The following is a 25,131-nucleotide window of genomic DNA, read 5'->3' on the forward strand; positions in this document are numbered from 1 at the left end:
TTTCGAAAATAAAAAGCAGGAAACGCCGTAAGCATCTCCTGCAATAAAACCCTCAGTATGACTTCCTACGGCGGCATTACCCGCATCAGGTTAAAGGGTCGAAGTTAGATTACTTCCTCTCAGCCTGCTTAAACAAGCTCCCCTGTTTCAATTTCAAGGTAATTATATAAAATTTTCTTTGTGAATACAAGTGTTTATTTCTTGGTAAAGGTAACATGTGCGCCAACTGTAAGCACCGGCAGGGCGGGGCCTTTGAGGATAATCTGTCCCGGCATGGAGCCTTCAGCGTTGAACACCAGCGTGCAATGGCCTTCTTCGCGCAGGTTTTCATTTACGGCGTCACCGACTTTTTCAACGGTGTACTTAATGCCGCCCATAAGCAGCTTGTCGCCCTTCTTGATGTCCTCTTCCAATTTTCCGGGGGTGTGCTGGATAACCATGTCGGAAAGATTGGGGCGGATGCCTTCATCCAACAGGATTACGCTGTTGTTGTTGGTAAGAAAGGTCTTGGCCAGATTGCCGATGGCTGTAATGGATATGTCGTATTTGATGTCCATGCTGTTCATTCCTCCTAAATAACACATTACCTTCAGCTTGCTTTGTTTACATACACATTATGAGTCTTATTCACTATTATATCATAATTAAACATGAAATAGCTAAGACATTTGTCTTGCTTTGTAATTTTTTTTCTGACTGCGGTCAATAATGCAGGTTTATGTTATAATTTGAATGAAAATGACTAAGAAAGGCAGAGTTTGACAGCTATGGATAGACGGGAGCAGCTTTTTGGCTGGCTGATTGGCGGTTTAAGCATCATAATGCTGGCGTTGGTGGGCTGGCAGGTCATGCAGGGAGATTTTTCCCAGCGGCAGACGGAACACCGGCGTAAGTTTGGGGCCGTGTATATGACACTTAACAATCCCTTTTATGAAATTGTGGACGAGGAAATCCGCATGACCGTTGAGGGGCATGGTGATGTGCTTATCAGCCGGGACCCGGTGTTGTCGGTAGAGCGGCAGGAAGAGGAAGTGCGGGAGCTGATTGCCGAGGGCGTGGAGGTACTGTTTATCAATCCCGTGGACTGGCAGCGGATTGAACCGGCTCTCAAAGCGGCCTATGATGCTCATGTACCGGTTATTGCCGTAGATACGAATGTGCAGGATGACCGTTATGTGGCGGCTACCATCGTGTCGGACAATTATCTGGCTGGCAGGCAATGTGCAGAGCACTTGCGCGCGCATGCTGCCGGCGGGAAAATCGCGCTGCTGAAACATACGGAAACGCGTTCGTCTGTGGACAGGATTCAAGGGTTTATTGACGGCCTGGCAGACAGTCCTGAATTTCAGGTCGTGGCGGAGGCTGAATGCCGCGGTCAGCTGGAGCAGGCTATGCCGGCCATGCAGGAAATGCTGGCCGCTCATCCCGATATCGATGTGGTGATGGCGCTGAATGACCCGGCGGCCATGGGGGCCTTGGCGGCCTTGCAGGCGGCAGGAAAATTGGACAAGGTGCGCGTCTATGGTGTGGACGGTGTGCCGGAAACCAAGGAAATGATTGCCCAGGGGCACATGATGGCGACGGCCGGGCAGTCCCCCAGGCAGATAGGCCGGCAGGCGGCGGAATGTGCCTATAAGCTGCTGGCTGGCAAGGATTTGTCCAAGCTGACCATGCTGCCGACTAAGCTGCTGACGAAGGAAAATGTCTGGCAGAACATGGAGGGATGGGACTGATGGATGCTGCGGTAAAGTCTGAGGGCAAAAGCCGTCTGCTGCGTACGCATGGCCTGCTGGTTTGGTATAATGGCCTGGTGGTTTTGCTGATGGCCGGCTTTATGAGTATAACGCAGGAAAAAATAATTTCTGCGATGGCCGCAAGGTCATTTTTGGCGACCATTCCGATAGTGCCGCTTCCAACGGCTAAAGGGTTTTCGCTGGCTGTTGGTTCCTATGTCCTGCTCATGTTATTGGGCAGTCTATGTCGGCGCCGTAATCTGTCCAACAAAAACCTGTATTTTGTCATCATGGCGGAGATTGTCACCTGCCTCATTCTGATGCACAGTCTCAATCTGGGTTATGATGGCGTGGTGCTGGTGGTGGTGGCTGATTTAATGTTTCGCTATCAGGGGAAGAATCAGGGCTGGCTGCTGCTGGTGACCATGCTGGGGCTGTATTTTATGGCCAGTTACAATCTGGCCTTGTTCCAAAGTCATGTGGCCCCGTTTGACGCTTATGCTGCCTATTACCGCTCCGATGTGCAGGCGGTGTTGTGGGCGATAAAGAATGGGCTGTCATCCCTGAATATCATAATTTTCGTCTTTTATATGGTGCTGCTGGTGCAGGATAAGCATGATGAGAAGGAACGCATTGCCAGCCTGAACAAACAGCTGGGCGAGGCCAATGACAGGCTGCGGGCTTATGCTCTGGAGGCGGAGCATACAGCAGAAACCAGAGAACGCAACCGTCTGGCCCGTGAGATTCATGATACGCTGGGCCATGCCCTGTCCGGTATCGCCACGGGGCTTGATGCCTGTATTGTTCTGGTGGATGCGGCCCCGGAGGCAGCCAAGGCGCAGCTGGCCAAAATCCGGGAAACGGCCCGGCGCGGCATTGTGGACGTGCGGCGGTCTGTAAAAAAACTGCGTCCCGATGACTTGGAAAAATTGCCCTTACGGCAGGCCGTGGAAAAACTTATTTTTGAGTACAGTGCCTCCTCGGGCATGCAGACAAAACTGGTAGTGCTGGGCTGGCCCAAGGATTTGCGCCCGGACGTAGAGGATGTCATTTACCGTATTGTGCAGGAGGGCATAACCAATGCCAACCGGCATGGGCAGGCCACGGAAGTGGTCATTACCATAGGTACGGAGCCGGGACGTCTTTATATTATCATGGCCGACAACGGCAAGGGTTGTGCCGAGCTGAAGGACGGCTTTGGCCTGCGGCACATGCGTGAGCGTCTGGAACTGCTGCACGGACGGCTGCGGTATTGGAACGACAAAGGATTTACCCTGGAGGCGGTTATTCCGTTGGGCAAAGCCGGTGAACAGGTAGAAAAACAGGGGGATGAACATATATGATTAAGGTCATCATTGTGGACGACCAGGAACTGATTCGCGACAGCCTGAAAATCGTTTTGGACCAGAACGAGGACATTGAGGTGTCGGGACTGGCGGCTAGTGGCGCGCAGCTGATGGATATGCTGGTGGATTCCCAGCCGGATGTAATTCTGATGGATGTGCGCATGCCGGAGCTCGACGGCGTACAGGCCACCCGGGAGGTAAAGCGCCTGTATCCGGCAGTGAAAATCATCATTCTCACGACTTTTGACGATGATGAATACGTGTTTAATGCTTTGAAATATGGGGCCAGCGGGTACCTGCTCAAAGGTGTGTCTGTGCCGGAGCTTACGGGGGCTATCCGCACGGTTGTTTCCGGCGGCGCTATGATTAACCCTGGTATTGTAGCCAAGGTGGTAAAATTCTTCAGTCAGATGGCGCAGGGCAGCAATGCCGTGGACACCGCACCGGAGACCGAGGGGCTCAGCCGTACGGAACGCAATATTGCCCATTTTGTCGGGCATGGTCTTTCCAATAAGGAGATTGCCGATAAGCTCAGCTTATCGGAAGGCACCGTGCGCAATAGTTTGTCCAGTGCCCTGTCCAAGCTGGGGCTCCGCGACCGGACACAGCTGGCTATTTGGGCCGTACAGACAGGTCTGGCTGCGGCTGAGGTGGATGTATCATGAAACGTGGCTTTGCCCTATATGTGGTGTTTCTGCTGCTGTTCACCGTCGCTTTGAGCTGGTATCTGACCAAGCCCAAAGTCCTGTATGTCGGCCTGTTTGCCGGCAGTAACTGGGATGTGCCGGAGGGGGATTCGTATGCCATGCTGGAGGCCGCGATTGAGCGGTTTGAAAAGGAACATCCCGGTGTGAAAGTGAAATATGTCAGCGGTATTCGCAAGGATGATTATTCCGAGTGGCTGGCTGAGCAGTTTTTAAAGGGGACGGAACCGGATGTTTTCGTGGTCCCCGGGGCGGATTTTGACCTGTATGCGGCCAGTGGGGCGCTGTATCCCTTGGCACGTTCGGCCAGTGTTGATGCCAGCTTTGACGCGTCAGTTTATTACAAAAGTGCGCTTGACTACGGCAAGTGGCAGGGGCAGAGCTATGCCCTGCCTGTGGGAGCGGTGCCGACATTGATGTTCGTCAATAAAAGCCTGTTGGCCCGTGAAGGTATTGCGATTCCGGCCAATAACTGGACGTGGCATGATTTTATGCAGATATGCCGGGCCGTTACCCGGGATACCGATGGTGATGGCCGGATTGACCAATTTGGTGTATATGACTACACTTGGCGGATTGCGGCCCTTACCAACGGCATAAAATTCTTTTCCGCCGATGGGCGCACAGCTAATCTGGCCGATAAAAAGATGGAAGAAGTTTTGCGTTTTATGCAGGAAATCCATGAGGTCAATCAGGGGCAGGAGGTTCAGGCCAAGGATTTTGATATGGGCAAGGTGGCCTTTCGGCCTTTTACCTTTGCGGAATACCGCACGTACAAGCCCTATCCCTGGCGCATAAAAAAATACAGTTCCTTTGAATGGGACTGTATCAAACTGCCGGCAGGGCCGTCCGGACGCAATTCCTCGCTGATACAGCCAATGCTCATGGGTATCAGTGCACGCAGCCACGAACAACGGCTGGCCTGGGAACTGCTGAAAACCATTTGTTATGACCCGGCTGTACAGGAATTGATGCTCACCAAGACGCAAGGCCTGCCAGCCCGCCGGGATGTGGTGGAGTCACCGCAGGCGCAGGCACTCTTTAATGAGGCCACGCCGGGCAGCGAAGAAATGAATCTGAAAACAGTCAGCGAAGTGATGGACGACTCCATTACGCCTTCGAAGTTTGCCAGATGTCTGGAGGCGCTGCATTTAGCCGATAACAAACTGCAGCATATCATACGGGAGAAGGATTCTCTCAGCAGTGCGCTCAGCCAGGTGCAAAAGGAAATAAACGCATATTTACAGCAATAAAATAAAAAAGACGATGTGGACAATGCTTGCGCATGTTTCACATCGCCTTTTTTCATACGGCGTATTGTAATACTTCGTCGGTGCCGGCAGTTACTGCGGTGCCGGCGTTACAGGGACAAAGTTCGGAAACCTGGTCAAAATTTACGACGAGGACGGGGGAAATCATATTGATGGAATGCTTTTTCAGCACGTCCATGTCAGCTTTGATAACCGGTGTACCGGCGGTAACCCGGTCCCCAGCCTGCTTTAGGGCAGTGAGGCCTTCGCCGTTCAAAATAATGCTGTCCAATCCCACATGTACGAGAATCTGAATGCCTTCGTCCGTGGTAATGGCAAAAGCGTGTTTTGTTTCAAAAAACAGGGAAATAACGCCATCGCAGGGCGCTAGTACAGTGTCACTTTCCATTTCGATGGCCAGTCCGTCACCAGTAAGTTTTTCGGCAAACACTGGATCAGGAACGGATGCTAGTTCGAGCGTTTTGCCCGAAACAGGGGCCAGGACTTGGTATGTATTTTTTTCTGCGGTCATGATATCAAGCCACCTTTCTGCAGCGATTAGTTTGTCGATAGTTTGCTGGAATTTGAGAATTTTCTAACAACATTTATATTTATATTTTACTATGAAAATCCAGGAAGTCAAGAAGTTTTAACCGGAGTCAGGGACTCCGGTGTTATGGCAGGTTGGGAATGTTTTTACTGATAGCCGTATGGCGGATGATATCCTGAACGCGCAGGTCAATGGCCAGCTCCTGCTTGTGCAGGGTTTCTGCCGTGGCAAATTCCTGCGGATTGCCGGTCTGCAGGCCGCGGATGTAATGCTGCCAGGCCTTGATGCTGGTTTCCGTAGCCTGCTGGCGCTGTCGGGCCAGATACTGGGCGCCGGCAGGGATGGCCACGGCGTCCAGCTGGGTCTGTCTTTCCTGCAGGTTGGGAATGATATCGTCTGCGATTAGCGACTGCAGTTTTTGTTTTTGCTGCTTGCTCAGGTAGCCGTTTTTGGAATGCCCCAGCCGTTTAAAGTGACTTTTTAGGACGGCGAAGGTTTCATTGCTATTGTTGACGATTTCCTTGGTATCAGCTATATAGCTGGCAATGTCCCGGTTTTGCAGGGGCGAAATCAAATCCAGATAGGCTTTGTAATTTTTGAGGTAAGCTATCTGCCAGTGACCGTCATCAGCTTGTTCCATTACAGCCACCAAAGTGAAATCCGTCTGGGTATAATCTTCCCGGATATTCAGTTCGGCGGTGGCGTTTTTGCCGTTATGTTCCACCTTGCCGATGCTGACCAGGGTGGTATTGCGTAGCTGGCTGCGTTCCAGGAACCGTTCAAAGTCTATACCCAACTGGCGGCCTTTGAGGATATCCGTACCGTCTGGCAGCAGCCAGCTGCCGGCGGTGACACGGTTAAGTGCCGTGGTTTCCAGACCAGCCGCCATTTGCGGCTTTATCAGAATGTAGAATTTCTCAAACATGGCCTTGGTTTGCGGCGTCAGTTCTGAGTCATAGGCGAACAGGTCAACCGTCAAATCATCGTAGGCCCGGGAGGCCAGTAATTCCTGATTTACATAACGGGCAAAGGTTTCGCCGTCATGCTCGGCAATGGCTGTCTGCAGCTGTGCCAAGGAGTATTCAGGGGTGCGGATGTAAAAAAAGAAATACCAGAGGGCAGAACCAATCATGGCCGCCAGCAGGAAAATGACCAGGGACAGGCGGCGGTGTTCTCTTGCCTTGCGCGCCTGCAGCCGCTGTTGCCAAGTATAATCATCCATTATATTCTCTCCGTTTCTATAAGTAAATTCATTATACTATAAGAAGGCAAAGTCAGCAACGCCTGTTCAAGCGGTGGAGGCAAGGAAAGATGGTACAAGCGGCAGCAGATATGATAAGATAAGGTAATAGGTATAATAGGAGTTAATTTAGTATAATGAAATGGATAAACCATGAAATAGTAACCGGGGTAATCGTCTATGGGGCTACGCAGGATATGCTGGCGGCAGCATTTGCCATGGGCGGTGCTATTTTCCCCGATAAGGTGGAGGGACGCCCAGGCGCGTCCTACTGGAGCTGGCGTGCTAAACACAGGGGCTGGTCGCATTGGCCGGTAATCTACATTGCCCTGTATGCCATCATGCAATTGGGCTGGCTGCAGGCGCATAATGAAATCGCCGTTTACGGCAGTTATGTCTGTATTGGGGCATTGCTGCATATCGCGGAAGATGCTGTCTGCGGCAAGGTGCCATGTTTGTTCCCCTGGCAAAAAATAGGGATAAAGCTGTTTAAAGTCGGTTCGGTAACAGAGTATTTGTTTTCCATGGCTGTGGTGGTGCTGACATATATCGTCCATACACAGTTTATGCTAAAATAAAAGTAAATATATATGAATGCGCTGAAAGGGTGGTCGGTATGGTACGCGGCACAGCGGTCAAAGGGCGGCCTAACAAGGTTATGCGGCTGTTGGCAGAAAAATATCCCACGAAGGAATCGGTATATGAGCAGCTGATTTATCTGCAGTCCAGGTTATCCCTGCCCAAGGGCATTGAACATTTTATGAGTGATTTGCACGGGGAGTATGCGTCTTTCTTTCACATTCTGAACAATTGTTCCGGGGTTATCCGGGAAAAGGTGGATTATGTTTTTGGGGAGCGCCTCAGCGCGGAGGAAAAAGCCGAATTCTGCACTTTGATTTACTACCCTAAGGAAAAAATCGAGCAGATGGCCAGCAAGCATCAAAATACGCCGGAGTGGTACCGGCGCAATTTATCCCAGCTGCTTGAACTGTCTAAGCTCATGAGTTACAAATATCCGGCCTCCAAGGTGAACGGTTTTATCCCCAAGCGCTATGAGGCGGTGATTGTGGAGCTGATGAATACCCGGCCCGAGGCCGACAACGCCCAGTTTGTGTACCATAAACGGCTGCTGAATACCATTGTGCAGATTGACAGCGGTGCTGATTTCATCGAGGCGTTTACGGTGCTGATTAAGCGGCTGGCGGTCGACCGGCTGCATATCGTCGGGGACTTTTTTGACCGGGGCAATCGTCCTGACGCCATTTTGAACCTCTTGATGAAACACCCGTCGGTGGATATTCAGTGGGGGAATCATGATGTGCTGTGGATGGGGGCAGCTCTGGGGAATGAGGCCTGCATTGCCACGGTGGTGCGCAACAGCCTGCGCTATAATAATACGGACGTATTGGAACGGGGTTACGGTATCAGCCTGCGGCCGCTGACAACCTTTGCCTCGCGCATTTATCCTGACGCCAATCCCATCAAGGCGGCGGAAAAGGCCATCACCATGATGATGTTCAAGCTGGAGGGGCAGCTTATCCGCCAGCACCCGGAATACCAGATGGACAGCCGCCTGCTGCTTGATAAAATCGACTTCCGTTCCTCGCATGCAGTCCTCGGTGACGGCAAGCGGTATGAGCTGGAAAGCGCGTATTTCCCCACGCTTGATGAGGCGGCTGCTGACTGCTATGAACTTACGGAAAAAGAGGCGGCCATCATTGCGGACCTCAAATCGTATTTTGAGGAGAGCACAGTGCTCCGGCGTCATGTGGATTACCTCTACCAAAAGGGCAGCCTTTACACTCGTTATAATGGCAACCTGCTTTTTCATGGCTGTGTGCTGCTCAATGATGACGGTTCCCTGCGGACTATTACCTATAAGGACAGGGATTTCCGGGGCAAGGGCTGGTTTGACTATTGTGACCGTCTGGCCCGTGAGGCTTACCTGCACCATACGGCGGAGGCGGTGGACTTCATGTACTTCCTTTGGTGCGGCCGCCTTTCGCCGGTATCCGGCCGGGAGTTCAAGACCTTTGAGCGGGCGTATATTCCCGATGAAAGTACCTGGAAGGAACCGGCAGACCCCTATTTCAAGTATGTAAATAATGAAGATACCTGTGCTATGGTATTGCAGGAATTTGGCCTGGACGCTCAAAAGGGGCATATCATTAACGGCCATGTTCCTGTGAAGGTCAAAAAAGGCGAAACACCGGTCAAGGCCGGGGGCAAGGCCATTATTATTGATGGCGGTTTTTGCAAAGCCTATCATAGCAAGACAGGTATTTCCGGTTATACGCTGATTTCCAATTCCCGTGGCCTGCGCCTGCTGCAGCATCAAAAAATTGCTGACGTCCGGGAGGCTTTGCGAGAAAATCACGATATTGAATCCGTGTCGGAGACCGTGGAACTGCAAACCTGCCGTACAACGCTTGGCGATACGGACGAGGGCCGGCTGATACAGGACGAGATTACAGATTTATATAATTTGCTGCTGGCATATCAAAATGGGTTGATAAAACCGCAGGAGTAAATATACGAAAACAGACCGTTGGTGCGTGGAAACCGACGGTCTGTTTTGCGGTTGTGAGCATAATTTGACTGTATATGACAAATGTCATGTTATTATTTGCTAAGTTGTGACAGAGTTCAGCTGACTTTGACGTAATTTGCTATTATAATTCTTATTGTCAGAAAAAAACAAAGTTTACCTCTCTTGTGCCGATTGGAAATAGGCCAGGGGAAATTCCGAAAGGGGAATGAATTATGGAAATCGCATTTTGTCGTATTGATGACCGTCTGATTCATGGTCAGGTGGCAACGGTATGGACGAAGGTAACGGGCTGCAACCGTATCATGTGCTGCAGCGATGAAGTTGCCAAGGATGAAATGAGAAAGAAGCTCCTGCTGCAGGTTGCTCCTCCGGGAATCAAGGCGTACGTTGTGCCTGTGGAAAAGGCTTGCGAAGCATACAAGAACCCGAAGTACGAAGCATTCAAGACGCTGTTCCTGTTCACGAAGCCGGCTGATGTTGTCCGTGCTGTTAAGGGTGGTATTCCCTTCAAGTCCGTAAACCTGGGCGGCATGACTTACAAAGACGGCGATACGCTGATTTCCAGCGCTGTAGCTGTAAACCCGGATGATGTCAAAGCTCTGCTTGAACTGCAGGAAATGGGCATCGAAGTAGAAATCCGCAAACTGGCCAGCGAACCGAAAGGCGATTTGATGTCGGCTCTGAAGGCTAAAGGTTTGGCTTAATCATCTTAAAAGAGTTTAGGAATTATATTTACGAATCTCGAAGGGGGATTATTCATTATGACGAGTGTACAATTTATTCTGCTCATCGTGGTGGCCGCCATCGCTGGTATGGGAAGTGTGCTGGACGAAGCACAGTTCCATCGTCCGCTGGTTGCCTGCACGCTGGTTGGTCTTGTATTAGGTGATATGACTACTGGTATTATCCTTGGTGGTACGCTGGAAATGCTGGCTCTGGGCTGGATGAACGTCGGTGCAGCAATGGCGCCGGATGCGGCTCTGGCATCTGTAGTTTCCGCTATCCTCGTAATTGTCGGCCATCAGTCCATCGGCGCTGGTATCGCACTGGCTGTACCTCTTGCCGCTGCTGGCCAGGTTCTCACCATCTTCGTTCGTACCATTACCGTATTCTTCCAGCATTTAGCTGATAAGTTCGCTCTCGAAGGCAACGCTTTCGGCATTGAAATGTGCCATATCGGCGGCCTTCTGCTGCAGGGTATCCGCGTAGCTGTTCCGGCTGCTGTCGTTGCTGCTGTTGCTGGTACTGATACTGTTAACGCTATGCTGGCATCCATTCCTGAAGTTATCACCCGCGGCCTGCAGGTTTCCGGTGGTTTCATCGTAGTTGTAGGTTATGCAATGGTTATCAACATGATGAACGCCAAGTCCCTCATGCCGTACTTCTTCCTCGGTTTCCTCATCGCTGTGTTCACCAACGTCAACCTCATCGGTTTCGGTGCTATCGGTCTTATCGCTGCTTACTTCCACATCCGTGGCCTGCAGCGTGAACTGAATGGCGCAGCTGCTGGCGGCTCTGGTGACCCGCTCGACAGCATTGACGATTCTGATTTGATGTAAGGGGAGGTTCGACTCATGGAAAAACAGCTCACTAAAGGCGATCTCGTATCGATTTTTATCCGTTCCAACTTCCTGCTCGGCTCCTTCAACTTCGAGCGTATGCAGGCTATCGGTTTCTGCGTGTCCCTGATTCCGGCACTGAAGAAACTTTACAAAGATGATCCTGAAGAATATAAGCGTTCTCTGAAACGTCACCTCGAATTCTTCAACACTCAGCCGTTCCTGGCAACTCCGATTATGGGTATCATTGCCGCTATGGAAGAAAAGAAGGCTAACGGCGCCGATATCGGTGAGGACACTCTCTCCGGCGTTAAGGTAGGTCTTATCGGTCCTCTGGCTGGTGTTGGTGACCCGATTTTCTGGGGTACGCTCCGTCCGGTACTCGCAGCTCTCGGCGCTGGTGTTGCCCTGACTGGCAGCATCGTTGGCCCGCTGATTTTCTTCATCGCTTTCAACGTAATTCGCCTCCTGACCAACTGGTACGGCGTAATGTACGGTTATGACAAAGGTACGGAACTCGTTAACGAAGTTGGCGGCAACCGTATGCGTTACCTCACGGAAGGTTCTTCCGTACTCGGTCTGCTCGTAATGGGTGCCCTCGTTGCTAAATGGACCACGGTCAACATGCCTCTGGTACTGTCCTCCTATACGAACAGCCAGGGTGAGCAGGTTGTTACCACGGTTCAGAGCCTGCTCGACAGCCTGATGCCTGGCATCGTGCCCATGCTCATGACTTTCGCCTGCATGTACCTGCTGAAGAAGGGTGTTAATCCGCTGATTATCATCCTGGGCCTCTTCGCCCTTGGCATTGCTGGCTACGCTGTTGGTCTTTTCGCCTAAGATAAGTCCAGTAGTAGTCTACATACACATTCCATTATATCATTCCCAAAAGCCCCACACAGTCGATGCTGTGTGGGGCTTTTAGGTGTAAAAAGGTATGAAGTTACGTTCAAATCCACATATGCCGGAGGCACAGGGCAATGAAACAAACAATGGATATGCCAAAGGTAAAATACTCTACGCATTTGACCGGATAGGCATAGTGCAGCGGTATGTCCAGTACCCGGGGCACATTGCTGGCCAGCAGCGATGACGCTATAGATACGTAAAGCAGCACGTTGATAATCGGCAGCGTCAAATGGGTAGAGAAGGCCCTAATCAGGAGGTACACCGCAAAGGCGATGAAGAAATAGGCGATTTTGTCGCCGTGCAGTTTCATGTTCATAATATCACATCCTTGTAATAACTTGCAGAAACGTTTCCGTATATTAGTTGTTTATTTCATTCGTGATGGAGAGGTGATTTTCCTGCTTGGGCAGGATTTTTATCTGTATACAGCGAAATTTACGTTTGGTAATTATGCTAAGCGTTGAAAGTTACAAATTTAACTTGAAAAATAGATAATATATGTTAAAATGTAAAGCATATCTGATTGCTAGGTTTTATATTTATCATTATTTTATGTAGGAAAGAAGGAATTATTATGGCAGATGAAAACAAGTCCGTGGCAGAGGCCAGGGAGGCGGCCTTGAAGGCGCATAATCCCGGGGCCACCAGAAAACAGCTGGTGCTGTGGTTCGGCGCCTTGCTTGTCGGCGGCTTTCTCGGTTTCCTGGAGATAGCACCGCTCAATGAGCTCTTTAACTTTATTGCTACAGTCTTTACCCGGCTCTTCCAGTTTATCGCTGTACCCACCATTGCCCTGGCGGTGATTACCACTTTGGCAGCCTTGGGCGGCAAAAAGGAGACAGGGCGGATTTTCGCCCATGCTGTCAGCTACACCTTTTTGACCACGTTTGCGGCAGCGGCTGTGGGCCTGCTGCTCTACATTGTCGTAGCACCGGGCAACCTGCCGGCGGAAGTCGTGGGCGCTGGTGCCAGCAATGTACCTTTGGATAAGGTGGGCAAGCTGACTTATTATGACCATATCCTGTCGGTCATTCCCAACAATGTTCTGCAGCCCTTCCTGGCCGGTAATGTGCTGTCGGTAATGCTGATTGCGGCGTCTGTTGGCCTGGGGCTGGCTTTTATGCCCAAGACGGAAAACCGCGAAGTGCTGTTAAAGGGCCTGCAGGGCTTGCAGGAATTGCTCTTTACGCTGATAAGGGCTATCCTCTGGGCTTTGCCGCTTGGTATTCTGGCCTTTGCCGGCCAGCTGTCGGCACAGATTGAGGCCGGCGTAATCGTCGGTGCTTTAAGCCAGTATGTGCTGGTGGTCATGGGCGGTAATCTCATTCAGATGGTAGTTGTCCTGCCGCTGTTCATGCTGCTGCGCGGCCTTAATCCGCTCACGGTGTTCCGCAAAATGTCGCCGGCTTTGGCTGTAGCCCTCTTTACCAAGAGCTCGGCCGGTACCCTGCCCGTGACACTGGCGTCGGCGGAAAACAATCTTAAAGTGAATCCCAAGGTTTCCCGGTTTGTACTGCCGATTTGCACCACTATCAATATGAATGGCTGTGCGGCCTTTATCCTTGTGACGTCTTTGTTTGTCATGCAGAATGCCGGATTTGAACTGACGCTGGGGACGATGATTGCCTGGGTATTCATTGCTGTGCTGGCGGCCGTGGGCAATGCCGGCGTGCCGATGGGCTGCTACTTCCTGACGTTGTCGCTCATGAGTTCTTTGGGAGCGCCCATTGGCCTGATGGGAGTTATCTTGCCAATTTATACTATAATTGATATGATTGAAACAGCGGAAAATGTTTGGTCCGATGCCAGCGTCTGCGCCATGACTGACCACGACCTGGCAGGCAAGCTGGAGGATTCGCCGGCAGCGGCCAAAGCTGTATCATAAGGAGTATAAATTGAAAAGGCTAAGAGGTTTTTGTCTGATGGTGCTTTTCTGTGCAGCCCTCTGTTCTTGGGGCTGCGGTGCGGATAAGCCGGTGCAAAAAAGCGATATGGTCATGGACACGGTGGTGACACTGTCGGCCAGCGGCGCGGAGGCCGAGGCGGCAGTGACGGAGGGCATGGCCCGGCTCCACGAGTTGGAGAAAATGGTCAGCCCCAATCTGCCGGCCAGTGATGTGAGCCGGCTGGAGCAAATGGCCGGCTCCGGCCATTGGGTGGTGCTCCACCCGGAGGTATATCACCTGCTGGCGGTCGCTCAGGATTACGCAGCCAAAACCAATGGCGCCTTTGATATAACAGCCAAACCTCTTGTTGACCTGTGGGGGATTGGCACTGACCACAGCCGGGTGCCGGCGCCGGCCGAGATTGCCAAAGCGCAAAAACTCGTGGGCTGGCAAAAACTGGAGCTTAATGAAAAGACGCACAGCGCCCGTTTGCTGGAGGCCGGAATGGGGGTGGACGCCGGCGGTATAGCCAAGGGCATGGCGGCCGATGAAGTGCGGAAAATCTACCGCAAACATGGGATAAAAAACGGCCTGATAAATCTGGGCGGCAGCTCCATGTATGCTCTCGGGGTAAATAATGAGGACAAGCCCTGGCGGATAGGCCTGCGGCACCCCCGTAAGGACGATGCCAAGGAAAAAATCGCTGTGCTGCCCTTGTCAGATGAGGCGTTATCTACCTCGGGCGATTATGAACGTTTTTTTGAAAGCGGCGGGCAGCGGTATCATCATATTATCGACCCGCGGCTGGGACGTCCGGCTCCGTCCGGACTGATGAGTGTGACCATTACGGCGGCGGATAAGCTGGAGGACGCCGGCATGCTTACGGATCTGTTGACCACGACGGTGTTTGTGCTGGGGCCGGAGCAGGGCACGAGATTCCTGCGTACCCTGCCGGCCGGTATCAGCGGTGCGCTTGTGGATAAGCGCTATCAGTTATGGACAACTCACGACATGGCCCAGCGGCTGGAGGAAGTGTCCAAGGAATTGCAATTTTGGCAGGAAAGTGGAGAACTGCAATGATGAAAAAAGAATTACAGGCGAAAGTTGCTAAATTACAATTACTGCTCAAAAGCTATGGTTCGGCTGCCATAGCTTTTTCCGCAGGCGTGGATTCAACGGTGCTGCTAAAGGCGGCCAAGGAGGTTTTAGGACCTGAGCAGGTACTGGCGCTGACCGTGCAAAGTGTGCTGGTGCCGGTAGAAGAAGTAGCTGAGGCCAAGGCTTTTTGTCAGGCTGAGGGCTTGCGGCACACAGTGCTGACACTTGACCCGCTGCTTTACTATGATGTACGCACGAATCCGCCGGAACGCTGTTATTTTTGCAAGCGGCTGGTAATTGATAAACTGCGGGAGGCAGCTGCCCGGGAAAATATCGCCCATTTGCTGGACGGGACGAATGCCAGCGATGGGCAGGATTATCGCCCCGGCAGCCAGGCCCTGCGTGAACTGCGGGTTATCAGCCCCCTGCAGGAGGCCGGTATGGATAAGGCCGATATCAGAGCCTATGCCCGGGAACTGGGACTGGCTGTGGCGGACAAGCCTTCGGCAGCCTGCCTGGCCTCACGTATCCCCTATGGGGAGGAATTGTCGGCCGCGAAACTGCAGCGGATTGACCAGGCAGAAACCTTCCTGCGTACGGAGGGCTTTGTGCAGTTACGGGTGCGCAGCCATGAAAATATAGCCCGGATAGAATTACTGCCGGCAGATATGGCCAGGTTTATGGCGTCAGGACTGTATGAAAAGACCGTCAGCAAATTCAAGGAACTGGGCTTTGCTTATGTGACGCTGGATTTGCAGGGCTATCGCATGGGCAGCCTCAATGAAACATTGAAAGGAAAATGACATGTCAAAGTCGAATCTCACCACGTTGTGCTATATCGAAAAAGAAGGCAAGTATCTGATGATGCACCGGGTGAAGAAGGAACATGATATCAATAAGGATAAATGGGTGGGGATTGGCGGTCACTTTGAAGGTGACGAATCCCCGGAGGAGTGCCTGCTGCGCGAGGCCCGGGAGGAAACCGGCCTTAAACTTACGGATTACCGCCAGCGCGGGATTATCACCTTTATTTCGGACAAGTGGCAGACGGAATACATGTTCCTGTATACCGCCACAGGTTATGAGGGGAAAATCGGTGATTGCAACGAGGGCGTGCTGGAGTGGATTGACAAGGATAAAGTCTATGACCTGCCCCTGTGGGAGGGGGATAAAATCTTCTTCCGCCTTATGGCTGCCGAACGGCCGCATTTTTCGCTGAAACTGCGGTATGTGGGCGAAGAACTGGTGGAGGCTGTGCTGGACGGCAAGGACATAATTAACTAAAAAGAACGCCCGTGACGGGGTAATATTTTTCCTTCGGGAAAAACATCACTCCATCACGGGCTGTTTTTTATATGTTTCTATTTTCTAACTCTGGCCGGAATTACGCCGAGCCCGGCGCAGAGGGCGAAAATAAGCAGGGCAATTTCCAGATTTTGCAGCAGGGCCGCCTGTGGGGCAAGGCCGTGCCAGGATAGGGAGAGGATTAAGTTCATCATGGCGACACTGAGCACCTGGCCGAATAATCTTGTGGTGCTGAGCAGGCTGGTGGCCAGACCGTAGTGCTGTTTTTCCACGGAACTCATGATGGCGTTGTTGTTGGGGGCGGCGAACAGGGCAAAGCCTGTGCCGGTAATCATCAGCATGGGAATGAGCAGATAGAGGGAGAGGGTATGGACGGTCAGGGCAAAGCCGATAAGGCCGGCGGTGATGACAGATTGTCCCAGGGCTGCCAGTTTGGTGGGGGCGTACTTATCGGACAGCCGCCCCATGATAGGTGACAGCGCGGCCATGAGGACGGGCTGGGCCAGCAGAATAATTCCGGCACTGTGCGATGTTAGTCCCAGAATGGCCTGCAGGTACAGGGAGAGCAGCAGGCTGGTGGCAAAGGTGGCACAGTAGTTGAGCAGTGCCGCCAGGCAGGACAGGGAAAAAGGCCGGTTGCTGAACAGCAGGTTTACGGGCAGCAAGGGATTTTCTGTACGTAGTTCATAGCGCAGGAATACACCAAACAGCAGCAGGCCGCCAGTTAACAGCAAGGGGGCGGCCGGCTGACTGAGCAGCTGGGACAAGCCGTAAATAATGAGCATGATGGCGCCACCGTACAGGAGGGCGCCTTTTTTGTCCCAGTCCGGACTGCTGTCGGCGTACCATTCGTCCTGCAAGGTATGACGGGCGGTGCCAAAGGCGAGTGCACCGAGGATGGTCAGCAGGATGAAAATACTTTGCCAGCCGTAATAATGGTTGAGAAAACCGCCGACAGCCGGCCCTAAGGTGAGTCCTGTATATACCACGGCCACATTCCAGCCCATAGCCCAGCCCCGGCGTTCTTTGGGAATCACCAAGGTCAGAATGGACATGGAAGTGGCAAAGGTCATGGCCGAGCCCAGACCTTGCGCGGCCCGGGCGGCAATCAGCCAGGGCAGACTCGGGGCGAAGATGGCCAAAAAGGAGGTCAGGGCAAAAATTCCGTTGCCCATGATGAAAAAACGCCGCTTGCCATAGCGGTCTGCCAGTTTGCCAAAGGGCAGCAGGACAACGATGGCGGCCAGTAAAAAACTGCCCAGCACCCAGCCCAAAGCTGCCGGACTTGCCCCATATTCCGCGCCCAGCGAAGGCAATGCCAGATTTAAGGCACTGCCGGTGAAAGGCGTAAGGAAGGAGGTAAGCATGATGGTAAAAAGTATTCTATATTCCATGGCGATGGCTCCTATGTTTACGTTTTTCTAAGTATACTATTGATATTAGTTTGACAAAAGAGTAAAATACCCTTTTGTTACATGATATAACTGCAAAAGAGATGATAAAATTGAAAAGACATGAAGGATTAAATCGCACCTTTATAGAACAAATTAAGAAGTAAGTTGGAGAAAGGAAGTGAATAGATTATGAGAACAACAAGAAAGGCCAGAAAGCGGCTCAGAAATAAAAGCAGCTGCCAGGCTACCAGATGTATTATGGCAGCACTTATATCTATAGGCGGAGGGCAAGGGATTTTGCCTGCGGCGGCTGTGGCGCAGGAGACTACGATAGATGAAGATACTTACAGTAATGACATTGTTTACGGAAATCATACTGGCACGACTCCTACAAATCATGATGGAAATGCCAGTAACAACAGCATTACCATAGCAGAAGGTCACTCTGTTAAACAAGTATATGGTGGACAAAGCACAGACGGCCAAAACGCCGACTACAATACCGTAACGGTTGCAGGGGAGGCTCCTGATGACGTTTATGGTATTGCAGCAGGCGGTAAAACAAATTATAACGGCAGCGCTAATCATAACCGTGTTACTATTAAATCAACAGGCAATGTTGGAGAATATGTGTATGGTGGCTGGACAGAGCGTGGCCCTGCCAAGCATAACATCGTCGAAATAGAAGGAACTGAAATATCACAAGGATTAGTAAGCCACGAAGTTTACGGTGGCCACAGCGAAAGTGGCGATGTTGAAGAGAACAAGGTCATAATCAATGGTTTTGTTAACGGCAAGGTCACGGCTGGATATTCTGCTACCTACAAGGCAATAAACAATACCGCCATACTAAACAGCAACGGAAATGTTGCCAATATCGCTGGCGGAGGCAGCACTTCAGGCACAGTTGAGCTGAACAATACCATTATAAATGGCGGCTCAACCTTTATGACTTCAGGTGGTTATAACGCAAACGGAACTGTGAAGAAAAATACACTGACCATCAAAGGCGGCGTAATTGTAGATGGCGCCTACGGCGGTTTTATCGAACCTACTGCCACCAACAAGGGCAATGCCTATGACAATATCGTCAATATTTCTGGCGGCACTATCTATACCACGGTAGCAGGCGGACAAACTAGAAGTGGCGATGCCTACAATAATACCGTCAATATTCATGGCGGCACTCTCGGCGATGATATCTGGGGGCTCGCTATGGTCGCAGGGGGAATCGCTGACGGCGGCAATGCCACCGGCAACACTGTCAACCTCTACACATTAAAGGACAACATCAACGGAAGCATTTATGGCGGCAAAGCAGGCGCGGGCAAAACTTCCGCAGACAACACCGTCAACTTCCTCGGCACTGCCATTCTCCCCAACGCCACCCTTGAAGGTGACACCATCCAGAACCTCAATGTCTACACAAAAGGCAACTATGTCAAATCCATAACCGGCAATATAAAGAATATGAATTTTTATCTTCCTGCCGGAACAAGTAACGGGGACACTATGCTCACTGTTGACGGAGGAACGGGAACAAATCTGGATAATACCACTATTACCTGGACTCCGCAGGCAGAATTTAATATGAATGTGGGAGATAAAGTTACGCTTATACGTGATGCGGCAGGTCTTTCTACCAATGGCACGGTGCTGCCGGAGGCGGAAAAATATACGGTAACTACAGGTATATCCACGGATAGTATTTATTCTTATAATACATTGAGAGAGGGAACACAGGCCATTGTTGTTACGTTTACAGCCGAACCCGTTGTTCATGAAAGTACCCTGCCGGAGCGTACTAAGTCGCTTACGGAAACCAGTACGGCTGTGACGGCTTTGCTTAATGGCGGTTCTGATTTTTTGACGGCGCATGGTATGGAGGAGGCCGAGGCGGTAGCCCTTGACCCGGAAATATCCGTTGTCTATGGCCGCCTGGTTCCTTTTGTGGCCATTGGCGGCGGTTCGTTGGAATTAGACACCGGTTCGTCCACGGACCTCAAAGCCTTCTATGCTAATCTGGGGCTGACCAAGGAAATCAAAAACCGTAACGGCAGTTTGTTTGTAGGGCCGATTTTAGAATATGGCCGGGGCAATTATGACAGCTATCTGGACAACGGCGTTCATGGCTGGGGCACCGGACACTATGTTGGTGCCGGTGGATTTGCCCGTCAGCGGAATCATGACGGCTTATACTATGAAGGCGATTTGCGGTTCGGCCGGTTTAGTTCCGATTACAGGGGCGATTTGGCCTCCGGCCTTACTGCTGATTATGACCTTGGCGGCAGCTACATTGCCGGTCATTTGGGCCTGGGCAAAATCTATAAAGTTAATCCCACGGACACGGTTGACGCCTACATAAAATATTTCTACAGCCGTACCAGTGGTGACGAGGTAACTGTCCATAGCAATTTGAACAACGAGGTTTATAATTTCAACAGCGTGGACAGCCATCGCCTGCGCCTGGGCGCCAGATATTATCATGCGACCAATGCGCGCAGCAAGATTTACGCAGGCCTGGCCTATCAGTACGAATTTAATGGTGAGGCCAAAGCCACCCATGACGGCCTCTGCACACCGGCACCGTCGCTTAAAGGCAGCAGCTACATGGCAGAAATCGGCTGGCAGGTAAAGCCTGACAAGACCAATATGACTGCCGATGTGGGGCTGACCGGCTGGACCGGCAAACAGACAGGTATAACGGGACGGCTGAAATTAAGCTGGGCATTCTAAAAGAAATACACAGACTAAAGGGGCTGCGGCATAAGTACTTTTCAACTTATGCCGCAGCCCCTCGTTTTAGTGATGGTATAATATAAAAGTGATAACCATGGTTAATATGTTGACAGAATAATCCATTTATTCTATAATATATCTGTAATTACTTATTGTATCATAGCGAGGTATATTAGGTTATTACAATAAGGTCTAGCTGTTAGCTAGCACCGCAAAGCTCTAACGGCTTGCCTTACGGCAAGCCGTTATCTTTTTATAAATATAATTGAGATAGGGAGAATAGATATGGAACAGCGATATGTTTTGGGATTAGATATTGGTATTGCCTCGGTAGGTTGGGCAGCATTGGCTTTGAACGATAAGGATGAACCATATCGGATTTTGGATATGAATTCTCGGATTTTTCCTGAGGCAGAGCAGGCAAAGTCAGGTGAATCATTGGCATCTCCACGCCGTAAGGCGCGAGGAATGCGTCGTAGACTGCGTCGACGCCGTCATCGTTTGGACAGGTTGCGCAGTCTGTTGGTTCGAGAGGGAGTATTGGATAAAGCAGCATTAGCAGCTCTTTATGAAAAGCCGATGACGGATATATATGCAGTTCGGTGTGAAGGTTTGGAACGCAAGCTCACATCAGATGAATGGGCAAGGGTATTATTGTATTTTACTAAACATCGCGGTTTTAAATCAAATAGGTTGGCAGAAGCAGAAAATGATGATGAAGGACAGGTAAAGGATGCCCTCAAAGCAAATGCAGAATTATTGACCTGCTATCGTACAGTGGGGGAAATGTTGTATAAAGATGTAAAATTTCAAGCTCACAAGCGTAACAAGGCTGCAGATTATCAAATGACAGTCAGCAGAGATATGTTGCTATCAGAGATAAAGCAGTTGTTCGCGGCACAGCGAGCGTGGAATAATAAGCATGCATCGGAGACTTTTGAAGAAAAATATGTACATATATTTTCATCACAACGTAATTTTGATGAAGGCCCGGGAGGCAATAGTCCTTATGGGGGAAACCTTATTGAACGAATGATTGGTGTTTGCACATTGGAACGGGCGGCAGGAGAAAAACGTGCGCCCAAAGCAAGTTTTTCATTTATGCGGTTTACTTTGTTGGAAAAACTTAGCCATATAAGAATTACGGCCAATGGTATAACGCGCAGTCTTACGAATGAGGAACGCCGACAATTGGAACAATTAGCTTGGCAATCTCCGTCCTTGACATATGCACATTTGCGTAAGGCGTTGGGGTTGCAGGAGTCTGAGCGATTCAATGATTTGTACTATACCAAGGATTATATCGAAACAGAGAAAAAGAAAAAATTTGGCTTTGTGGCAGCATATCACGAGGTGCGCAAGGCTTTAGACAAACTTGAAAAGGATTATATAAAAAAACTGTCGCAGGATGAGTTGGATGTTATCGGCTATGCTTTTTCGGTGTTCAAGAACGAGGGGAATTTGCATTCGTACTTAATAAATAATGGCATTGCGGAAGAAGTATGTAGTATATTACTGGCAAATTTGAAACCGTTCCGGAAGTTCGGTCATATCTCCATAAAAGCATGCCGCAATATTATACCATATTTGGAGCAAGGCATGACTTATGATGCTGCTTGTAGGGCAACAGGTTATGAACCTTCGGGATATAATGGCTCCAGACAAAAAATCCTGTCTGGAGCGATGGAAGAAGTACGTGAAATACCAAATCCTGTTGTGCGAAGATCAATATCACAGACAATCAAGGTGTTGAATGCACTGATAAGGCGTTATGGCAGCCCGGTGGAAATACATGTTGAACTGGCAAGGGAAATGGCGCGTAGTTTCCAAGATCGTAAGGAAATGCAGAATAAAATAGAAAATAATCGCAAGGCCAATGAGAGGATAATACAGGAATTGCGCGAAAATGGCCTGTTGCAGCCAAATGGCTTGGATATTGTCAAATGGAAATTGTATAAAGAACAGCAAGGCGTTTGCGCTTATAGCCAAAAGCCTTTTGATGTTGAGCGTTTACTGCATGATGGCAAGTATGCGGAGGTAGACCATATTCTGCCTTATAGTCGATCCTTTGATGATAGCTATGCTAATAAAGTATTGGTGCTGGCCGGAGAAAACCGGCATAAGGGTAATCATACGCCGTTGGAGTATATGGCTGGCAAGGAAGAAAAGCTGAATGCTTTTGTGTGCTGGGTTAATACTTTTATAAGAGATTTACGTAAGCGGCAGAATTTACTGCGTAAAAACTTCCATAGTGAGGAAAATGAGTGGAAGGATCGCCATCTTAATGATACAAAATATATCAGCAGGTTTGTTTATAACTTGTTACGGCAGCATTTGGAGTTTAGCACTTTTATGAGTGAGCGCAAGCGTCATGTGTTAGCGGTAAATGGCAGTGTAACTGCTTATGTGCGGAAGAGACTAGGGATAAATAAAATTCGCGCAAACGGAGACTTGCATCATGCAGTAGATGCGGTAATAATTGCCTGTGTGACGCAAGGTATGGTCAATATAATAGAACAATACAGCAAAGCACGAGAGTTGTGGGATATTTCTGCAAAAGAGCCTTTTCCAGAACCATGGCCAGGGTTTAGGAAGGAACTGGAGGCTAGAACAAGTGATAGTCCTGCAGATAATTTGCGTAGAATGCATCTGGAAAATTATACAGAGGAGGAACTTCAAGCAGTTAAACCTATATTTGTTTCACGAATGCCGCGTCGAAAAGTACGAGCGGCAGCGCATGAAGAAACAATTCGCAGTGCAAAGCATCTAAATGAAGGGGTGGCGGTAGTAAAGAAAAAATTATCGGACTTGAAATTGACGAAGGATAAAACGGCAATAGAGGGGTATTTCAACCCAACGTCAGATACTTTGCTGTATCAGGCATTATTAGCAAGATTGCAGGCCTTTAATGGTAATGCTCCAAAGGCCTTTGCTGAACCATTTTATAAGCCTAGGGCTGATGGCACTACTGGCCCATTGGTTAGGACAGTGAAGATTGCGTCTAAATCAGTGTTGCAGGTAGGTGTGAACGGTGGCAGGGGTGTAGCTGATAATGATAGCATGGTGCGTGTCGATATATTCTATCGTGCCGAAGGTAAAGGAAAAGGGTATTATCTTGTGCCTGTTTATGCTGCAGATACAGTGAAAGAAGAATTGCCATTAAAGGCAGTGACGCGAAATAAATCGTATGTGGACTGGGTGGTAATGAAACCGGAAGAATTTAAATTTTCTTTATATAAGGATGATTTATTACTAGTAAGTTCTGCAAAAGAAATGGATATGAAGGTTAACGAAAAGCGTGGGGAAATTACTACGCTGCCTCCGATTTTTAGAACACGAGAAGTTTTGACATATTATCAAGGAACAGATAGCTCTACAGCAAGTTTGACCGTTTGCAATCATGATAATACCTACACCAAAAGAGGAATGGGAGTAAAAACGATTGGAAAGTTGAAAAAAATGCAGGTAGATGTATTGGGGCAAGTAAGTGAAGCTCCATTAGAGCAACGGCACGGATTTGGACAAATGAAGAAGGATCCTCACAGGAGGCGTGGGCAATATGTATCAGCATCTTATGATTGATTCAAGGGCCAAGATATATCAGCGAAATTTCCAGTTATATGTGGATAATGGCGAGATACATCATTTCCCTATAGAGGATATTGATACATTGATGATTGCCAATAGGGAAAGCAGTATTACGGTGAGTTGTTTAGATGCATTGACTGCAAATGGTAGTTCGGTGCTAATATGTGGTGCAAACTATATGCCGGAAGGAATTCTACTGCCTTTTGGCGCTTATTCGCGTAGGTTGCGGATGATAAAGTATCAGATGGGACAGGCTAAGCCAGCAATGAAACAATTGTGGAAACGGATTGTACAGCGAAAAATAGAGAATCAGGGACGGTGCTTGTATTTAGCAGGGAAAAAGGACAATGTTTCAGTGTTGGCTGGCAATGTCCAGTCCGGGGACAAGGGGAATGTAGAAGCAGCCGCTGCGGCAAGATATTTTAAGACATTGTTTGGGGAAAACTTTGTTCGTCATGAAATGAATATAATCAATAGTATGCTTGATTATGGTTATGCAGTTTTACGTTCCTCGATTGCACGGTACTTGGCAGGCTATGGTTTTGAGCCGTGTTTGGGTATTCATCATCATAGCGAAACAAATGCGTTTAATTTGGCGGATGATTTAATAGAGCCTTTTCGTCCTGTGGTGGACTTGTATGTTAGTCGGCATACGGGAATGCCTGAAGGTGAATTGCCAAAGGACATCCGGCAGGATTTGATTGGGCTGTTGTCGACCAAGATACTGTTAGGAAAGGAGTGTGTTCGTGTGAATAATGCGGTGGAGAGTGTTGTTCAAGGATTAGCACGTTGGTATCAGGATAATGGGAAGCTGGTGGAGCTGCCACAACTACTTCCCTTAAACTGCCATACTTATGAGTAGCTTTATGCGTCTGTTGGTTATGTTTGACCTGCCGGTTACATCAGCGAATGAGCGAAAGGCAGCAGCAAAGTTTCGTAAGTTTTTGCTAAACGATGGGTACTATATGATGCAGTTTTCCGTATATATTCGTATATGCAATGGTAATGAAGCCGCACATAAGCATTTGGCAAGACTGCAAAATCATATACCGTCAGCAGGTTCTGTTAGGGCAATAATGATTACAGAAAAACAATATGAGGCCATGAAGATAATGTGTGGTGCGAAAAATGCAGATTTTGATAAAAACGCAGCTAACCAGCAAGTTTTGAGTTTCTAAATCTTGTTTTTTACAAAAAAGAGCCTTGATTTTCCGAAGAAAATCAAGGCTCTTTGGGTGATAAGATTGTACCATAGCGAGGTTTAATAGGGAATTACAAC

At 49.6% G+C, this 25,131-nt stretch carries 22 protein-coding genes and 1 riboswitch; of the genes, 17 read left to right on the plus strand and 5 right to left on the minus strand.

Annotated features, from left to right (window positions below; genetic code table 11):
* Nucleotides 1-45: 45 nt before the first annotated feature.
* Nucleotides 46-154, minus strand: a riboswitch (TPP riboswitch).
* A gap of 40 nt (nucleotides 155-194) precedes the next feature.
* Complete coding sequence (locus DL94_RS0112810) at nucleotides 195-557, minus strand: PTS glucitol/sorbitol transporter subunit IIA (RefSeq protein ID WP_028130501.1); 363 nt, start codon at nucleotides 555-557, stop codon at nucleotides 195-197.
* A gap of 210 nt (nucleotides 558-767) precedes the next feature.
* Here DL94_RS0112810 and DL94_RS0112815 point away from each other — a divergent pair, with 210 nt between their 5' ends.
* From DL94_RS0112815 to DL94_RS0112830, 4 genes are read left to right on the plus strand one after another with little or no spacing between them, the layout of a single operon-like run.
* Entirely contained in the window at nucleotides 768-1,733 is a 966-nt protein-coding gene (locus DL94_RS0112815) for a sugar ABC transporter substrate-binding protein (RefSeq protein ID WP_028130502.1), read from the plus strand.
* A complete protein-coding gene (locus tag DL94_RS0112820; RefSeq protein WP_037371883.1) occupies nucleotides 1,733-3,076 on the plus strand; it encodes a sensor histidine kinase in 1,344 nt (447 codons plus the stop codon). Before DL94_RS0112815 ends, DL94_RS0112820 begins: the two co-directional genes overlap by 1 nt.
* Nucleotides 3,073-3,744: a response regulator transcription factor gene (locus DL94_RS0112825; RefSeq protein ID WP_028130504.1), complete on the plus strand. Its 672-nt coding sequence runs from the start codon at nucleotides 3,073-3,075 to the stop codon at nucleotides 3,742-3,744. The genes DL94_RS0112820 and DL94_RS0112825 overlap by 4 nt, the downstream gene beginning before the upstream one ends.
* A complete protein-coding gene (locus tag DL94_RS0112830; RefSeq protein WP_028130505.1) occupies nucleotides 3,741-5,036 on the plus strand; it encodes an ABC transporter substrate-binding protein in 1,296 nt (431 codons plus the stop codon). The genes DL94_RS0112825 and DL94_RS0112830 overlap by 4 nt, the downstream gene beginning before the upstream one ends.
* A 52-nt stretch (nucleotides 5,037-5,088) precedes the next feature.
* Here the strand turns inward: DL94_RS0112830 and DL94_RS0112835 are convergent, their stop codons facing one another.
* Nucleotides 5,089-5,565, minus strand: a complete 477-nt coding sequence (locus tag DL94_RS0112835) for a PTS sugar transporter subunit IIA (RefSeq protein ID WP_028130506.1) — start codon at nucleotides 5,563-5,565, stop codon at nucleotides 5,089-5,091.
* A 142-nt stretch (nucleotides 5,566-5,707) separates the two neighbouring features.
* Entirely contained in the window at nucleotides 5,708-6,805 is a 1,098-nt protein-coding gene (locus DL94_RS0112840) for a hypothetical protein (protein ID WP_028130507.1), read from the minus strand.
* 155 nt (nucleotides 6,806-6,960) lie between these two features.
* Here DL94_RS0112840 and DL94_RS0112845 point away from each other — a divergent pair, with 155 nt between their 5' ends.
* From DL94_RS0112845 to manZ, 5 genes are all read left to right on the plus strand, one after another.
* A complete protein-coding gene (locus tag DL94_RS0112845) occupies nucleotides 6,961-7,401 on the plus strand; it encodes a metal-dependent hydrolase (protein ID WP_028130508.1) in 441 nt (146 codons plus the stop codon).
* A gap of 38 nt (nucleotides 7,402-7,439) precedes the next feature.
* Nucleotides 7,440-9,353, plus strand: coding sequence for a fructose-bisphosphatase class III (locus tag DL94_RS0112850; protein ID WP_028130509.1), 1,914 nt, complete (start codon nucleotides 7,440-7,442; stop codon nucleotides 9,351-9,353).
* 233 nt (nucleotides 9,354-9,586) lie between these two features.
* A complete protein-coding gene (locus DL94_RS0112855; RefSeq protein ID WP_028130510.1) occupies nucleotides 9,587-10,078 on the plus strand; it encodes a PTS sugar transporter subunit IIB in 492 nt (163 codons plus the stop codon).
* Between the two features lie 57 nt (nucleotides 10,079-10,135).
* On the plus strand, nucleotides 10,136-10,933 hold the full coding sequence (locus DL94_RS0112860; protein ID WP_026759533.1) for a PTS mannose/fructose/sorbose transporter subunit IIC: 798 nt from the start codon (nucleotides 10,136-10,138) through the stop codon (nucleotides 10,931-10,933).
* Nucleotides 10,934-10,948: 15 nt separating this feature from the next.
* Nucleotides 10,949-11,773: a PTS mannose transporter subunit IID gene (manZ, locus tag DL94_RS0112865; RefSeq protein WP_028130511.1), complete on the plus strand. Its 825-nt coding sequence runs from the start codon at nucleotides 10,949-10,951 to the stop codon at nucleotides 11,771-11,773.
* 109 nt (nucleotides 11,774-11,882) lie between these two features.
* Here the strand turns inward: manZ and DL94_RS0112870 are convergent, their stop codons facing one another.
* Nucleotides 11,883-12,158, minus strand: a complete 276-nt coding sequence (locus DL94_RS0112870; RefSeq protein ID WP_231464701.1) for a hypothetical protein — start codon at nucleotides 12,156-12,158, stop codon at nucleotides 11,883-11,885.
* A gap of 258 nt (nucleotides 12,159-12,416) precedes the next feature.
* Between DL94_RS0112870 and DL94_RS0112875 the strand changes: the two genes are divergently transcribed.
* Genes DL94_RS0112875 through DL94_RS0112890 form a run of 4 tightly spaced genes read left to right on the plus strand, consistent with a single transcriptional unit; the run spans nucleotide 12,417 to nucleotide 16,110 of the window.
* Nucleotides 12,417-13,727, plus strand: a complete 1,311-nt coding sequence (locus DL94_RS0112875) for a dicarboxylate/amino acid:cation symporter (protein WP_028130513.1) — start codon at nucleotides 12,417-12,419, stop codon at nucleotides 13,725-13,727.
* A 10-nt stretch (nucleotides 13,728-13,737) separates the two neighbouring features.
* Nucleotides 13,738-14,808, plus strand: a complete 1,071-nt coding sequence (locus tag DL94_RS0112880; protein WP_028130514.1) for an FAD:protein FMN transferase — start codon at nucleotides 13,738-13,740, stop codon at nucleotides 14,806-14,808.
* The gene (gene larE, locus DL94_RS0112885; RefSeq protein WP_028130515.1) at nucleotides 14,805-15,629 is read left to right on the plus strand and encodes an ATP-dependent sacrificial sulfur transferase LarE; all 825 of its coding nucleotides are present in this window, start codon (nucleotides 14,805-14,807) and stop codon (nucleotides 15,627-15,629) included. Before DL94_RS0112880 ends, larE begins: the two co-directional genes overlap by 4 nt.
* 1 nt (nucleotide 15,630) lies before the next feature.
* Complete coding sequence (locus DL94_RS0112890) at nucleotides 15,631-16,110, plus strand: NUDIX hydrolase (protein WP_028130516.1); 480 nt, start codon at nucleotides 15,631-15,633, stop codon at nucleotides 16,108-16,110.
* A 77-nt stretch (nucleotides 16,111-16,187) separates the two neighbouring features.
* On the opposite strand, the gene DL94_RS0112895 is transcribed toward DL94_RS0112890, so the two are convergent.
* Nucleotides 16,188-17,525: an MFS transporter gene (locus DL94_RS0112895; protein WP_028130517.1), complete on the minus strand. Its 1,338-nt coding sequence runs from the start codon at nucleotides 17,523-17,525 to the stop codon at nucleotides 16,188-16,190.
* Between the two features lie 189 nt (nucleotides 17,526-17,714).
* Here DL94_RS0112895 and DL94_RS0112900 point away from each other — a divergent pair, with 189 nt between their 5' ends.
* The 4 genes from DL94_RS0112900 (at nucleotide 17,715) to cas2 (ending at nucleotide 25,030) form a co-directional block, all read left to right on the plus strand.
* On the plus strand, nucleotides 17,715-20,261 hold the full coding sequence (locus DL94_RS0112900) for an autotransporter outer membrane beta-barrel domain-containing protein (RefSeq protein ID WP_028130518.1): 2,547 nt from the start codon (nucleotides 17,715-17,717) through the stop codon (nucleotides 20,259-20,261).
* 288 nt (nucleotides 20,262-20,549) lie between these two features.
* Nucleotides 20,550-23,846 (plus strand): type II CRISPR RNA-guided endonuclease Cas9, encoded by a 3,297-nt coding sequence (gene cas9 / locus DL94_RS14945; protein WP_037371887.1) that lies wholly within the window; start codon nucleotides 20,550-20,552, stop codon nucleotides 23,844-23,846.
* Complete coding sequence (gene cas1, locus DL94_RS0112910) at nucleotides 23,824-24,714, plus strand: type II CRISPR-associated endonuclease Cas1 (RefSeq protein WP_037371889.1); 891 nt, start codon at nucleotides 23,824-23,826, stop codon at nucleotides 24,712-24,714. The genes cas9 and cas1 overlap by 23 nt, the downstream gene beginning before the upstream one ends.
* 4 nt (nucleotides 24,715-24,718) lie before the next feature.
* The gene (gene cas2, locus DL94_RS0112915; protein ID WP_028130520.1) at nucleotides 24,719-25,030 is read left to right on the plus strand and encodes a CRISPR-associated endonuclease Cas2; all 312 of its coding nucleotides are present in this window, start codon (nucleotides 24,719-24,721) and stop codon (nucleotides 25,028-25,030) included.
* Nucleotides 25,031-25,131 lie beyond the last annotated feature (101 nt).

The organism is Selenomonas sp. AE3005 (assembly GCF_000686945.1).
Lineage (GTDB): Bacteria > Bacillota > Negativicutes > Selenomonadales > Selenomonadaceae > Selenomonas_A.

Coding starts and splice junctions, on each gene's coding strand:
- DL94_RS0112810 (WP_028130501.1), bottom strand. CDS start 557: ATGGACATCAAATACGACATATCCATTACAGCCATCGGCAATCTGGCC.
- DL94_RS0112815 (WP_028130502.1), top strand. CDS start 768: ATGGATAGACGGGAGCAGCTTTTTGGCTGGCTGATTGGCGGTTTAAGC.
- DL94_RS0112820 (WP_037371883.1), top strand. CDS start 1,733: ATGGATGCTGCGGTAAAGTCTGAGGGCAAAAGCCGTCTGCTGCGTACG.
- DL94_RS0112825 (WP_028130504.1), top strand. CDS start 3,073: ATGATTAAGGTCATCATTGTGGACGACCAGGAACTGATTCGCGACAGC.
- DL94_RS0112830 (WP_028130505.1), top strand. CDS start 3,741: ATGAAACGTGGCTTTGCCCTATATGTGGTGTTTCTGCTGCTGTTCACC.
- DL94_RS0112835 (WP_028130506.1), bottom strand. CDS start 5,565: ATGACCGCAGAAAAAAATACATACCAAGTCCTGGCCCCTGTTTCGGGC.
- DL94_RS0112840 (WP_028130507.1), bottom strand. CDS start 6,805: ATGGATGATTATACTTGGCAACAGCGGCTGCAGGCGCGCAAGGCAAGA.
- DL94_RS0112845 (WP_028130508.1), top strand. CDS start 6,961: ATGAAATGGATAAACCATGAAATAGTAACCGGGGTAATCGTCTATGGG.
- DL94_RS0112850 (WP_028130509.1), top strand. CDS start 7,440: ATGGTACGCGGCACAGCGGTCAAAGGGCGGCCTAACAAGGTTATGCGG.
- DL94_RS0112855 (WP_028130510.1), top strand. CDS start 9,587: ATGGAAATCGCATTTTGTCGTATTGATGACCGTCTGATTCATGGTCAG.
- DL94_RS0112860 (WP_026759533.1), top strand. CDS start 10,136: ATGACGAGTGTACAATTTATTCTGCTCATCGTGGTGGCCGCCATCGCT.
- manZ (WP_028130511.1), top strand. CDS start 10,949: ATGGAAAAACAGCTCACTAAAGGCGATCTCGTATCGATTTTTATCCGT.
- DL94_RS0112870 (WP_231464701.1), bottom strand. CDS start 12,158: ATGAACATGAAACTGCACGGCGACAAAATCGCCTATTTCTTCATCGCC.
- DL94_RS0112875 (WP_028130513.1), top strand. CDS start 12,417: ATGGCAGATGAAAACAAGTCCGTGGCAGAGGCCAGGGAGGCGGCCTTG.
- larE (WP_028130515.1), top strand. CDS start 14,805: ATGATGAAAAAAGAATTACAGGCGAAAGTTGCTAAATTACAATTACTG.
- DL94_RS0112890 (WP_028130516.1), top strand. CDS start 15,631: ATGTCAAAGTCGAATCTCACCACGTTGTGCTATATCGAAAAAGAAGGC.
- DL94_RS0112895 (WP_028130517.1), bottom strand. CDS start 17,525: ATGGAATATAGAATACTTTTTACCATCATGCTTACCTCCTTCCTTACG.
- DL94_RS0112900 (WP_028130518.1), top strand. CDS start 17,715: ATGAGAACAACAAGAAAGGCCAGAAAGCGGCTCAGAAATAAAAGCAGC.
- cas9 (WP_037371887.1), top strand. CDS start 20,550: ATGGAACAGCGATATGTTTTGGGATTAGATATTGGTATTGCCTCGGTA.
- cas1 (WP_037371889.1), top strand. CDS start 23,824: ATGTATCAGCATCTTATGATTGATTCAAGGGCCAAGATATATCAGCGA.
- cas2 (WP_028130520.1), top strand. CDS start 24,719: ATGCGTCTGTTGGTTATGTTTGACCTGCCGGTTACATCAGCGAATGAG.